Source organism: Paraburkholderia bannensis (genome assembly GCF_014200455.1).
Classification (GTDB): Bacteria; Pseudomonadota; Gammaproteobacteria; order Burkholderiales; family Burkholderiaceae; genus Paraburkholderia; species Paraburkholderia bannensis_A.
In genome coordinates, this window is sequence record NZ_JACHBW010000013.1 from 229932 (window position 1) to 242295 (window position 12364).

At 63.8% G+C, this 12364-nt stretch carries 10 protein-coding genes and 1 pseudogene; 3 read left to right on the top strand and 8 right to left on the bottom strand.

The features are described from left to right. The first annotated feature begins 17 nt into the window (after positions 1-17). From F4827_RS22460 to lipA, 3 genes are read left to right on the top strand one after another with little or no spacing between them, the layout of a single operon-like run. Entirely contained in the window at positions 18-1022 is a 1005-nt protein-coding gene (locus F4827_RS22460) for an alpha-ketoacid dehydrogenase subunit beta (protein ID WP_183727188.1), read from the top strand. Positions 1023-1026: 4 nt separating this feature from the next. Continuing rightward, positions 1027-2157: an acetoin dehydrogenase dihydrolipoyllysine-residue acetyltransferase subunit gene (locus F4827_RS22465; protein WP_183727190.1), complete on the top strand. Its 1131-nt coding sequence runs from the start codon at positions 1027-1029 to the stop codon at positions 2155-2157. Between the two features lie 2 nt (positions 2158-2159). Continuing rightward, a complete protein-coding gene (gene lipA, locus F4827_RS22470) occupies positions 2160-3176 on the top strand; it encodes a lipoyl synthase (RefSeq protein ID WP_183727207.1) in 1017 nt (338 codons plus the stop codon). 87 nt (positions 3177-3263) lie between these two features. Here lipA and F4827_RS22475 read toward each other — a convergent pair whose 3' ends face one another. The 8 genes and pseudogenes from F4827_RS22475 to trxA all read right to left on the bottom strand — a co-directional run bounded on the left by F4827_RS22475 (position 3264) and on the right by trxA (position 12293). Then, positions 3264-4631 carry an MATE family efflux transporter gene (locus tag F4827_RS22475; protein WP_311674147.1) on the bottom strand — a complete coding sequence of 456 codons (1368 nt, stop codon included), beginning with the start codon at positions 4629-4631 and terminating at the stop codon, positions 3264-3266. 31 nt (positions 4632-4662) lie between these two features. Continuing rightward, a complete protein-coding gene (locus F4827_RS22480; protein ID WP_183727219.1) occupies positions 4663-6417 on the bottom strand; it encodes a glycosyltransferase family 39 protein in 1755 nt (584 codons plus the stop codon). A 300-nt stretch (positions 6418-6717) separates the two neighbouring features. Continuing rightward, entirely contained in the window at positions 6718-6981 is a 264-nt protein-coding gene (locus tag F4827_RS22485) for a type B 50S ribosomal protein L31 (protein WP_027818376.1), read from the bottom strand. Between the two features lie 170 nt (positions 6982-7151). Continuing rightward, positions 7152-7988, bottom strand: coding sequence for a zinc-dependent peptidase (locus F4827_RS22490; protein ID WP_183727221.1), 837 nt, complete (start codon positions 7986-7988; stop codon positions 7152-7154). A 21-nt stretch (positions 7989-8009) separates the two neighbouring features. Continuing rightward, the gene (locus F4827_RS22495; protein ID WP_183727282.1) at positions 8010-9557 is read right to left on the bottom strand and encodes an MFS transporter; all 1548 of its coding nucleotides are present in this window, start codon (positions 9555-9557) and stop codon (positions 8010-8012) included. A gap of 173 nt (positions 9558-9730) precedes the next feature. Further along, positions 9731-10207: pseudogene (locus tag F4827_RS22500) on the bottom strand (MerR family transcriptional regulator); the annotation flags it as partial. Positions 10208-10364: 157 nt separating this feature from the next. Continuing rightward, on the bottom strand, positions 10365-11627 hold the full coding sequence (gene rho, locus F4827_RS22505) for a transcription termination factor Rho (RefSeq protein ID WP_027818379.1): 1263 nt from the start codon (positions 11625-11627) through the stop codon (positions 10365-10367). Positions 11628-11966: 339 nt separating this feature from the next. After that, positions 11967-12293: a thioredoxin TrxA gene (gene trxA, locus F4827_RS22510; RefSeq protein WP_027818380.1), complete on the bottom strand. Its 327-nt coding sequence runs from the start codon at positions 12291-12293 to the stop codon at positions 11967-11969. Positions 12294-12364 lie beyond the last annotated feature (71 nt).

A 12364-nucleotide genomic window follows, 5' to 3' on the forward strand; every position in this document is an offset into this window, starting at 1 on the left:
AGATCAAGGAGACGGAAATGGCACGGAAAATCACCTATTCGCAGGCGATCAACGAAGCGCTTGCACAGGAAATGGCGCGCGACGACAGCGTGATCGTGATGGGCGAGGACAACGCGGGCGGCGCGGGCGCGCCGGGCGAGCAGGACGCTTGGGGCGGCGTGCTGGGCGTGACGAAGGGGCTCTATGGCAAATTTCCGGGGCGGGTGCTCGATACGCCGCTCTCGGAAGGCGGCTTTATCGGCGCGGCGGTGGGCGCGGCGGCGTGCGGCATGCGCCCGGTGGCGGAACTGATGTTCATCGACTTCATGGGCGTGTGCTTCGACCAGATCTTCAATCAGGCCGCGAAGTTCCGCTATATGTTTGGCGGCAAGGCAGTCACGCCCGTGGTGATCCGGACGATGTGCGGCGCGGGCCTGCGCGCGGCGGCCCAGCATTCGCAGATGCTGACTTCACTATTCACGCATATTCCGGGCCTCAAGGTTGTGTGTCCGGCCACGCCATACGATGCGAAGGGGCTGATGATCGAGGCGATTCGCGACAACGATCCGGTCATCTTTTGCGAGCACAAACTGCTCTACACGATGGAAGGCGATGTGCCGGAAGAGTCGTATTCGATTCCCTTCGGCGAAGCCAACATCGTACGCGACGGCGACGACGTCACCCTCGTCACTTATGGGCGCATGGTGCATTACGCGCTCGATGCCGCGCAAAAGCTCGCGAAAGACGGCATCGAAGCCGATGTGATCGACCTGCGCACGACCTCGCCGCTCGACGAGGACACCATTCTCGAAAGCGTGCAGCGCACGGGCCGCATCGTGGTGGTGGACGAAGCCAACCCGCGCTGTTCGATCGCGACCGATATCGCCGCGCTGGTGGCGAGCAAGGCGTTTGGCGATCTCAAGGCGCCGGTGGGCATGGTGACCGCGCCGCATACGCCCGTGCCGTTCGCGGCTTCGCTGGAAGACCTCTACATCCCCTCGGCGGACCAGATCGCCGCAGCGGCGCGCGCCGCAAGGAGCTGACGTTATGCCGATCAATATGATCACGATGCCCAAATGGGGCCTGTCGATGGAGCAGGGTCAGGTGAACGGCTGGCTCAAGTCGACGGGCGATCAGGTGACGAAGGGCGAGGAGTTGCTCGACGTCGAATCGGACAAGATCGCCTCGGGCGTGGAGTGCGCCTTCGACGGGATTCTGCGGCGGCAGATCGCGCAGGAGGGCGATACGCTGCCGGTCGGCGCGCTGCTGGGCGTGGTCGCCGATGCGCAAACTTCGGACGCCGAAATCGATGCCGCGGTGAGTGAATTCCAGCGCGATTTCGTGCCCGCGAAAGCCGGCGACGCGGACGCCGGGCCGCAGCCGCAGAAGGCGCAGATCGGCGGGCGCACGGTGCGCTGGCTGAAACTGGGTGAAGAACATCAGGGCGGCGGCACGCCCGTGGTGCTGATTCACGGCTTCGGCGGCGACCTCAACAACTGGCTGTTCAATCACGCCGATCTGGCCGCCGACCGCGCAGTCTGGGCGCTCGATCTGCCGGGGCATGGCGAGTCGGGCAAAGCGGTGGAAAGCGGGGCGATCGACGAACTCGCGCAGAGCGTGCTTGCGTTTCTCGACGCCCAGGAGATCGGGCGCGCGCATCTGGTCGGGCATTCGCTGGGCGGCGCGGTGGCGATGGCGGTTGCGGAGGGCGCGCCCGCGCGGGTCGCGTCGCTGGCGTTGATCGCGAGCGCGGGACTGGGCGACGAGATCGATGGTGCGTATATCGAAGGCTTTGTCACGGCTGCGAATCGCAATGCACTGAAGCCGCATGTCACGAAGCTGTTCGCCGATCCGTCGCTGGTCACGCGTCAACTGGTGGAGGACCTCGTCAAGTACAAGCGGCTCGAAGGCGTGCAGGACGCGTTGCGCAAGATCGCGGCGCAGGCGTTCGAGGGCGGGACGCAACGGCGCGTGTTCCGCGACAGGCTGTCGACGCTTGCACCCCGCGTGCTCGTGATCTGGGGCGAGGCTGACCAGATCATTACGTCGAAGCATGCGCAGGGGCTTGCGCCCACGGTCAGCGTGGAGGTGATCGCTGGCAAGGGGCATATGGTGCAGATGGAGGCGGCCGCCGAGGTCAACCGGCTGCTCAAGGCCTTTTTCGAGTCGGGAGGCTGACGATGAGCGAGGCCGTGTCTGAAGCGACTTTGCCCGGCGACACCGCGCTTGGCCAGCACGGCCTGCGCAGCCGCGAGAAGCTCGCGCGCATTCCGGTGAAGATCGTGCCCGCGCCTTCCGGCGAGGTGCTGCCGAAGCCGCCGTGGCTGCGCGCGCGTCCGATGATGAGCGCCACGGTGGCGCAAGTGGCCACGGTGCTGCGCGAACATCGGCTGCATTCGGTCTGCGAGGAGGCGATGTGCCCGAACATCGGCGAATGCTTCGCGCAGCGCACCGCCACTTTCATGATCATGGGCGGCCTGTGTACGCGGCGCTGTCCGTTCTGCGATGTCGCGCACGGACGGCCCGCGCCGCTCGATGCCGATGAGCCCGCGCATCTGGCGGCGGCGGTCGCGGCGCTTGGCTTGCGTCATGTCGTGATTACCTCGGTGGATCGAGACGATCTGCGTGACGGCGGCGCGGCGCATTTCGCGCAGTGTATCGAGCAGGTGCGAGCGCGCGTGCAGGGCATTGGCGTGGAAATTCTGACGCCGGATTTTCGTGGCCGTATCGGGCGTGCGCTCGATGCGCTGTCGCTCGCGTGGCCCGACGTGTTCAATCACAACATCGAGACTGTGCCGTCGCTCTATCGCGCGGCGCGGCCGGGCGCGGATTATCGCGGCTCGCTCGATCTGCTGGCCCGCGCGAAAGCGGCGCATGCGGCGCTGGTCACGAAGTCGGGGCTGATGGTGGGGCTTGGCGAAACCGATCAGGCCTTGCAGGCGACGATGGGCGACCTGCGCGAGCACGGCGTGGAGGTGCTGACCATCGGGCAGTATCTTGCGCCTTCGCGTTTTCACCTGCCGGTGCGCCGTTATCTGCATCCGGACGAGTTCGCGGCGCTGCGGGAAGCGGGCTTGAGGATGGGATTTCGCGAGGTGGTTGCGGGGCCGCTGGTGCGGTCTTCGTATCATGCGGCGCAGACGGTGGAGGCGGCGCGGAGGACACAGACGGCACAGACGGCACGCGAGTCAGACTGATTTTCCCGCCTCCGTTCTGCAACTAACAGCCAGTCGTAGTTGAGTCCGGAAAGACGCGGATTGCGCGCCGGGCCGGCAGATCGTCGATCAGCGCCGGTCCTGCAAGTATCGCGTGCTGACCCGCGACAGATAGACGACAAGGCCCGCGCCGGCGATGACCAGACTCGCCGCATTGGCGATCCAGAAACCGCGTGCGCCGGTCGCCCAGGCGGGCAGTCCGCCGAATACGTCGAAACCGAGTGCATAGCCGCCGCCCAGGCCCACGCCCCAGAGGGCAATGGCATAGATGAGCGTCGGCACCACGGCGACCTTGTACGCGCGCAGCGCGAACGCCGTGGTGATCTGCAGCGCGTCGAACACGTGATAGACGGTCACGATCGCCACCAGCGGCATGGCAGCCACCGCCACGGCCGGATCGGGCGTATAGCCGCCAATGATGAGCGGGCGCAGCACGAACACGATCGCGCCATAGCAGCATGCGATCGCCACCGCCGTCATCACGCCGTGCCGCGCGAGCGTGCGCGCTTCGGCGGGACGGTTGCCGCCCAGCGCCTGCGCCACCAGCGTCGACGTCGCCACGCCAATCGACAGCGGCGTCATGTAGAGCACCGCGCCCATGTTGCCGGCGATCTGGTGGCCCGCCAGCGTCGTCGTGCCCAGCCGCGCGATGAAGATCGCCATGAAGGTGTAGGAGGTCACCTCGATGAGATACGACAGCCCCATCGGAATGCCAAGCTTGAGCAGTTGCACCTGACGCTTCCAGACGGGCCAGCAGAAGTGCCTGAAGATCTCGAAAGGCGCGAACACGTCGATGCGCATGAAAGCCACAGCCGCGCACAGCACCAGCGCCCAGTTGATCGACGTGCTGGCGAGCGCGCAGCCGGGGCCGCCTAGCGCGGGCACGCGCAGACCGCCAAAAATCAGCCACGTATTGAGCGGCACCTTGATCGCGAGCGCGCCCACCTGCAGGAACATGACGAGGCGCGGGCGTCCAACCGCGTTGGACAGCGAGCTATAGATGCGGAACGCGAGGCTTGCCGGCAGCCCGAACGACAGCAGCCGCAGATAGCCGATGGTGCGATCGCGCAGCGCTTCGGGCGCGCGCGCGAGGTCGAGCAGCGGACCCGGGAAATAGAGGATCACGAAGCCGATCACCATCAGCACGAGCGCGAGCCAGAAGGCCTGGCGCACTTCCTCGCCGATCTCGGCATCCTTGCGCGCGCCATACAGTTGCGCGGCCACCGGCTGCAGCGCCGAAAGAATGCCGGTGAGGCCGATATAAACCGAAACGTAGATCGACGAGCCAAGACCGAGCGCGGCGAGGTCGAGCGCTGAATAGCGCCCCACCATCGCCGTGTCGATCACGCCGAACGCAATGATCGCGAGCTGCCCGACCAGCACCGGCCACGCGAGACCGGCGATGCGCCGGACGTCGCCCAGGAAAGTGGTGGTCACCGCGGCCTCGATCGCATGAACCGGAGTCGCATCAGTCGGGGCGCTTGCGCCAGACGTGCTTCTTGAGCGGCGGCTGCGGACGGTCGATGCGCACATAAAGGCGGAAGCGCTCGTCGCGGTCGGCGGCGCGGCGGCCTTCCCAGACCCGCTTCCAGACGAAGTCCGACATCGAGCTGGGTTCGCCGTAGTCCTGGGTGTCCTGACGCAGGATCACGTCGCAGTCGTCGTCGAACGAGAAGTGCATCTTGCCGAAGTAGGCGAAGGTGGCGATCTGCGCGTCGCCCAGACGCACCGGCGAAATGCACTGATAGTCGGCGGGCAGGTGCGCGGAGATCTGCTGCGCGACGTCCTTATAGGTGCGGCTGTAGTTGACGACCGGCAGCCACAGCGTCATCAGCAGCACCCACATCAGCGTGGTGCCGCCGCTCGACAGCACCACGCTGCGCCACAACACCTTCGGATGACGCGCCACGCGCCATTGCACCAGCGCCATCCAGCACAAGGTCACGCCCACCGCGCAGACGAAGGAGAGAATCTTGAACTGCGGCGCGAAGCCCGGCACGAGACGCGCGAGGTTGCGCGCGAGCGGCGCGGGAAAGCCCGTCATGCCCGCCAGCCAGACCAGCCATACGAAGGTGCTGAGAATCGTGAAGCTCAGCACCGCGAACCAGTCTATCGCATTGATTGCTTCGCGCTTGAGCGTAGGCAGCGCGAAGGTCGCGAGCACTGACAGCGCGGGCAGTACCAGCATGAAGAGGCGATTGGTTTCGTGGCTTTGCACCACCACGAGGACCAGCAGCGGCACGATCACCGAAAGCGGAATCGCAATGTGCGGCGCGCGGCGCAGACCGGCCCAGCTCACCCATGCCCAGATCGCGAGCGGCCACGCGGGCCAGGTGAACAGCGGCAGGTTCTTGGCCGCGTAGCGCAGCACCGAGCCGGGCGGACCCGCGAATGCGTTGACGTTGGTGCGCGCCCACTGGTTGATGAACCAGACGGCGTCGTCCGGATACGCGTGCAGCGCGATCAGCGGCCACGAGAAGGCGACCACGATCGCGACCGGCAGGCCTGCCACCAGCAGCCAGCGCGAACGCGTATTGGGCGCGAAGGCGAGCATCACCAGCGTGCCGACGAGCAGCGCGCCCACCAGCACCGGACCACTCGACAGCATCACGACGCCCAGCGCCAGGCCCCACCAGATCGCGCCCTGGATGGGCTTGTCGATGGCGCGCACCAGGCCGTAGACCAGCATCGCGATACCGAGGAACTGCATCAGCTGCGGCGTGGTTTCGTGACCGCGCTCGGCGAGGCCGAAACAGGCCAGCAGAATGAGCAGGGCGCCATCGGCCAGCGTGCGGCCGTAGTCGCGCGGTTCGGGCTCGCCGCCGAACGCATACTTGAAAGGCTGCACTTCGGCACGGCGGCCCAGCAGATAGGCGCTGTACCACACGAACGCACAGGCGAAGCAGAACAGCAGGCCCGTGGCGACACGCGAGGCATTGCTCGCATCCACCCACGGCGCGAAGATGCGGATACACAGCGCGCCGAGCCAGTAGCCCAGCGGACCATTCTCGGTCACGTATTTGCCGACGAGATTCGGCAGCAGCCAGTCGTGCGACGTGCCGCCGGCCATCGTCCACATTACGCCGAAACCCGCCGCATCCTCGTTCTTCCAGGGATCGCGGCCAAACAGGCCGAACGACGCGAACACGATGGTGATGGTCAGCAGCAGCCAGCGCGGCAGGGCGCTGGTGGCGGAGGCGGTCAGGCGAATGGCAGGCTTCATGCAGTACGAAAGAATCGGGTAGGCGGACCGGGGTGTGCGACATCCAGGCGGCTTCAAGATAACAAAGCGCCGCGATCGACGCGTCGGCGTCCGGTCAGGAGCATCCGGCATTCTAGCCGGGCGCGCCTGCAAGCGTCATGGCGCAGGTGCGACCGAGTCTTACCGGAGCTTCGATGCAGGCGCAATGAGCGCATGGGCAACGCAGGCAGCGGGCAATAAAAAAGGGCAGCGTAGGCTGCCCTTTTTTGCTGTGCTTCCGGCTGGAAGCAGCTGGGACCGGCTTGACGCCGGTGCAACGAATTACTTCGTTGCCTTGCCCGTGGCGCGTGCGCCGAACTTCTTGTTGAACTTTTCGACGCGGCCGGCCGTGTCCATGATCTTCTGCGTGCCCGTGTAGAACGGGTGCGATTCCGACGAGACTTCGATCTTTGCGAGCGGGTAGGTCTTGCCGTTGAATTCTGCGGTTTCGCGCGTCTGGATCGTCGAACGGGTCACGAACTTGAAGTCGTTCGAAACGTCGATGAACAGAACTTCGCGGTAATCCGGGTGAATGCCTGCTTTCATGATTAATCCTTAAATCTGGCGGTAGCCAACCCGCGAGCCCGGCTGCCCTATGCAGTACCGGCGCCCTTGCTTGAATCCTTGCGGAAACAGGCGCGAGCCACTTGCCCAAGGTCGAAAAACGGCGATTATGCCAGAAAATCAGCCGCTTGGCGATTTTTCGAGCGATGCAATCACGTGTCCGACGCCGCCAGCGCGCCTACGCGCGCGGGGTCCTGGCGGTAATAGCGCGCGAGCAGCCGGTACAGCTGCGGATATTCGGCCTCGAACGCCTGTGGCTTGACGAATAGCGCCTCGCTGCAGACCGCGAAGAATTCGGACGGATGATCGGCGGCGTAGGGATCGATCAGGGACTCGCGCTCGAAACGCGTCCAGCGGCGCTCCGGCACGGCGTCCACTTTGTCGCAGAATTGGTCGTAGGCATGGTCGAAGACATCGGCCCACGCCTGCGCATCAAGTGGCGCATGCCAGCGGCGAAAAAGGGGCGGATGACCGTCGGCCTCGCCGTTGAGCATGTCGATCTTGTGCGCGAATTCGTGGATCACGACGTTGTAGGCATCGCGGCCATCGGTCATCTGCGCGTCTTCCCAGGACAGCAGCACCGGGCCGCCTTCCCATGCCTCTCCGCTGGCGTCGTGCTCGACTTCGTGGACCACGCCGTCCTCGTCCTCGACCGTCTTGCGAATGATGAATTCACCTGGATACACCGTCACGCCAACCCAGCCCTTGTAGAGGTCGAGCGAAAGATTGAGCACCGGCAGCGAGGCCTGTACCGCAATGGCCACGGCGATCTGGTCGGTCAGTTCCAGTTGGTGCGCGGTGGTGAATTCCTTGTGCGCGAGAAAGAGGCTGGTGAGTTCGCGCAGACGCACGAGATCGGCGGCGTCGAGGTAGGCGAGGAACGGTAGGCCGTCGAGCGTGGCCTGCCAGAGCGCGTCGTTGATCGCATAGGTGCGCAGCGCTTTTTCGCGGCGGCGCGTATCGAACCAGTTCGTCAGTTTCGAAAGCATCGAGCTACGTCATTCAGTCATTCAGTCGATCTGCTTTTGCCACGCGGCAAACACGCCGCCCACGATGGCCACGCCGATCAGAAAATAAAACCCGTCGAGCGAACTCAGGAAACTGGCCTGCTGCGCGACCATCCGGCTCATCTGCGCGATGGCGAGTCCCTGCGCTTCGCTAGGCGAGCGGCCGAGCCCTTCGAAGGCATGCACGAGCGTCGCGTACGTGTTCTGGAAGATCGGGTTGAGCGGGTTCACGAATTCCACCAGTCGGGTCTGATGCAGCGCCAGCCGGTGTTGCTCAAGGATGATAACCGTCGCGGTCGCGAATGACATCGTCAATTGACGTACGACATTTTTCAGGCGGTAGCCGTGCGTGAATTCCTCGATGGCGAAGATGCGAAACGTGAGGTTCGCCACCGGCAACACGATGAAGAGCAGCAGCAGGCCGCGCAGCAGCAGCGGAAAGACGAGCCAGCTTTGGCTGGTGTCGGGCGTGAGGCGCGTCATCCAGAACGCGATGAAGGCGGCAAGCACGAAGCCCGGGACGATGATCCACTTCTTGTGCGCGATGTACTTCGAGTAGCGGAAATAGACGAACAGCGCGGTGGCGGAGATGAGCGAAGTAACACCGGTGAGACGTCCGGCGTTCTCGACCGGATAGTTCAGGCCGCCTTCCAGCAGGCGCGACACCTGGTAGCTGAGCGCCGTGGTCAGATAGTAATAGAGCATGTAGAGCAGCAAACCGACGCGAAACGGCTTTTCGCGCAGCGCATGCAGGCGCATGAGCGGCTTCGGGTGATGCCATTGATGCCACGCAAACCACGCCAGCGCCGCCATGCCTGCCACGGTGAGAAAGAGAATGCCGGGCGAGTTGCTGAAGAGCTCGAAACGGACCTGCTGCATGGCGATCTGCAATGCACCCTGGGCGAACGCAAAAATGATGTAGGGCCAGAAATGCGTGCCGCCGCGTTCCTCGGGCAGCACATGGCCTGAATCGGGTAGTGCCAGCAGAGCCAGCACGGCATAGATGACGCCGGCCGGCGCGGAAAACGCAAACAGCGCGCGCCAGTCGAAATGCGACACCAGCAGGCCGCCCGCGAGCGGAGCGAGTGCGCTCGACAAAACGATCAGGATCAGAAACGCGCGCGTCGCCACTGGGCGCTGCTGCGGCGTGAAGCAGATCTGGATCAGGATGCGGCAGGTGCCCATCATCGGGCCGATGCAGTAACCCTGGAAACCGCGCGCGAAGGCCAGTTCGATCGACGATTCGCACAGCGCCGCCGCCATCGCGCCCGCCGAATAGAACAGCAGACTGCCCGCTACATAACGGCGATAGCCCACGCGTTCGACCCACCATTGCTGCTGCAGGATGCCGAGCACCGCGCCCACCGCGTAGGCGCTGGACGACCACACGAGTTCATCGGGCGAAGCATTGATGCCGCCCGCGATATAACTCGTAAAAAAGGAAAATATGGCGTTGTCGTAGTAATCGAGGCCGGTCGCGAGCGCGAGCACCCAGGGGAAGAAGTCGCCGCGCAGACGGGCGGCGCTCAATAGCGGCGCGCGGGAAGGCATGGGGGCGGTGCTCACGCTGGGTCGCCACCATCGTCTGCGCTGCGCTTTTGCGCGGATTTCGTCTTGCGCGCGGTGCCCGATTTGCTGCGCGCATGATTGCCGCTATGCGCATTGGCGGGCGCGTCGAGTGCGGCGTCCGGGCGCGTCTGGCTGTCGTGCGCCTGCGCTGCCTGCTTGCGTCGCCGCGTCGCCGCCAGGCGCTCGTTGATCAGCGCGTCAGAGGGCTCGCCCGCAAGGCGGCGTTTCAGATAGTCGAGATCGTGCGCAAGTTCGGCGCGCACGGTCTGTGCCTCCTTGAGTTCGCGGCGCACATCCGTGATGCGGGCGTCGAGCGTGCCGATCTGCTGTTCGAGCGCATCGGCAATCTGTTTCAGCGACTCCTGCGAATACCGGCGACGGCCGTCGCCCACGGTTTCCAGCGGCCGTTTGAGCATTTCGGTAATACCGTGCAGCGAAAAGCCGAGCGCGCGCAGCCGCAGGATGCGGCCGAACTGTTCGAGATCCTGTTCGTCGTAAAGGCGGTATCGACCCTCGCTGCGCGTGGGCGTGACGAGGCCGCGTTCCTCGTAATATTTGAGCGTGCGGGGCGTTACGCCAAGCCGTTTGGCGGCGTCGCGCACCGTCAGCAGCGTGGGGGAGTGGCTGGGCATCGACGGTCAGCCGCCTTCTGGCGGCAGCAAAGACATCGGCCCGATTATAGAGCAACGTGAACGTTCACGTTCATGTTTGGTGCGCCATAGCTCGTTGCGGAAAATGAAAAACGCCCGCAAGCAGCGGGCGTTTTGTCGTGCGTCAGGCAGGCGGAATTTAGCCGCCGCGGCGCATCATGTCGAAGAACTCGGAGTTGTTCTTCGTCTGGCGAATCTTGTCGAGCAGGAATTCCATGGCTTCGACTTCGTCCATGTCGTGGATGAACTTGCGCAGCACCCAGATCTTCTGGAGGATGTCCGGCTTGATCAGCAATTCTTCGCGACGCGTGCCCGACTTGTTCAGGTTGATCGACGGATAGACGCGCTTTTCCGCGAGACGGCGCTCCAGGTGCACTTCCATATTGCCGGTGCCCTTGAACTCTTCGTAGATCACGTCGTCCATGCGGCTGCCGGTTTCGATCAGCGCCGTACCGATGATGGTGAGCGAGCCACCTTCTTCGATGTTGCGTGCCGCACCGAAGAAGCGCTTCGGACGTTGCAGCGCGTTGGCGTCCACACCGCCCGTGAGCACCTTGCCCGATGCCGGCACGACCGTGTTGTAGGCGCGCGCCAGACGCGTGATGGAGTCGAGCAGAATCACGACGTCGTGCTTCATTTCGACCAGGCGCTTGGCCTTTTCGATCACCATTTCGGCGACCTGAACGTGACGCGCAGCCGGTTCGTCGAACGTAGAGGCGATCACTTCGCCTGCGACCGAGCGCTGCATTTCGGTCACTTCTTCAGGACGCTCGTCGATCAGCAGCACGAACAGCACGACATCCGGGTGGTTCTGCTTGATGGCGTGCGCGATGTGCTGAAGCATCACGGTCTTGCCGGACTTGGGCGAAGCGACCAGCAGGCCGCGCTGACCCTTGCCGATAGGCGCGATCATGTCGATGATGCGGCCCGTCACGTTCTCCTCGCCGCGCATTTCGCGCTCAAGCAGCAGCACCTTGTTCGGGTGCAGCGGCGTGAGGTTCTCGAACATGATCTTGTGCTTCGAGGCTTCCGGCGGCTGGCCGTTGACCTTGTCCACCTTGACGAGCGCGAAATAGCGTTCGCCGTCCTTCGGCGTGCGCACTTCACCTTCGATCGTGTCGCCGGTGTGCAGATTGAAGCGGCGGATCTGCGACGGGCTGATGTAAATATCGTCCGTGCTGGCGAGATACGAAGTTTCCGGCGAGCGCAGGAAGCCGAAGCCGTCCGGGAGCACTTCGAGCGTGCCGTCACCGAAGATCGTTTCGCCCGTCTTGGCGCGCTTTTTGAGAATCGCGAACATGAGTTCCTGCTTGCGCAGGCGGTTCGCATTTTCGATCTCGAGGCCATTGGCCATCTCGATCAATTCGGACACGTGCAGAGACTTGAGCTCGGAAAGATGCATACGGAGAACCCGTCGGGAAGGGAGCGACGAAAAGAAGTCAGGGGGAAAAGAAGCGAGCGGAACCGCTCAAGGACTTATATAAGGGCGCCGGGTAGACGCTTTATGAATTCTAGCATAGCACACGCCAAAAACCGTCAGTGGAGCCCAACGGCATGTTTCGGCATGTTTTTCAGGCGCGTGTTGTCGGTGGACAACATGCGCGCCCGCGTATTCCTGCGGGTGCGCCGCTCGCTCGTGATTCCAGTCTATGCATCCAGTATTCGTTATTTGAATCGGACAGGCCGGGGAGGGTGCTTGCCCGGCAGGGCATAGAAAGCGTGCTAGCGGCGCGGCGCCGTTTTACAGGTGGCTGTCCAGGAACGCGGTCAGCTGCGACTTCGAGAGTGCACCAACCTTTTGCGCCGCGACGGCGCCGTTCTTGAAGAGGATCAGCGTCGGGATGCCGCGCACGCCAAACTTGACCGGCGTCGATTGATGCTCGTCGACATTGATCTTTGCGACTTGCAGGCGATCGCCGTAATCCTTCGCGACTTCGTCGAGAATCGGCGCGATCATTTTGCAGGGGCCGCACCATTCGGCCCAGAAGTCCAGCAGCACGGGCTTATCGGATTTCACGACGTCCTGTTCGAACGATGCGTCGCTGATGTGCTTGATTTGTTCGCTCATTGTCTAAATACCTCTTTCGGATCGAGGCTGATTGAATTGCTCGCCACGATACACCAAAACTCAAAATAGTT

Excerpts from the sequence above, each read along its gene's own strand:
- F4827_RS22460 (WP_183727188.1), top strand. The coding sequence starts at position 18 with ATGGCACGGAAAATCACCTATTCGCAGGCGATCAACGAAGCGCTTGCA.
- F4827_RS22465 (WP_183727190.1), top strand. The coding sequence starts at position 1,027 with ATGCCGATCAATATGATCACGATGCCCAAATGGGGCCTGTCGATGGAG.
- lipA (WP_183727207.1), top strand. The coding sequence starts at position 2,160 with ATGAGCGAGGCCGTGTCTGAAGCGACTTTGCCCGGCGACACCGCGCTT.
- F4827_RS22480 (WP_183727219.1), bottom strand. The coding sequence starts at position 6,417 with ATGAAGCCTGCCATTCGCCTGACCGCCTCCGCCACCAGCGCCCTGCCG.
- F4827_RS22485 (WP_027818376.1), bottom strand. The coding sequence starts at position 6,981 with ATGAAAGCAGGCATTCACCCGGATTACCGCGAAGTTCTGTTCATCGAC.
- F4827_RS22490 (WP_183727221.1), bottom strand. The coding sequence starts at position 7,988 with ATGCTTTCGAAACTGACGAACTGGTTCGATACGCGCCGCCGCGAAAAA.
- F4827_RS22495 (WP_183727282.1), bottom strand. The coding sequence starts at position 9,557 with ATGCCTTCCCGCGCGCCGCTATTGAGCGCCGCCCGTCTGCGCGGCGAC.
- rho (WP_027818379.1), bottom strand. The coding sequence starts at position 11,627 with ATGCATCTTTCCGAGCTCAAGTCTCTGCACGTGTCCGAATTGATCGAG.
- trxA (WP_027818380.1), bottom strand. The coding sequence starts at position 12,293 with ATGAGCGAACAAATCAAGCACATCAGCGACGCATCGTTCGAACAGGAC.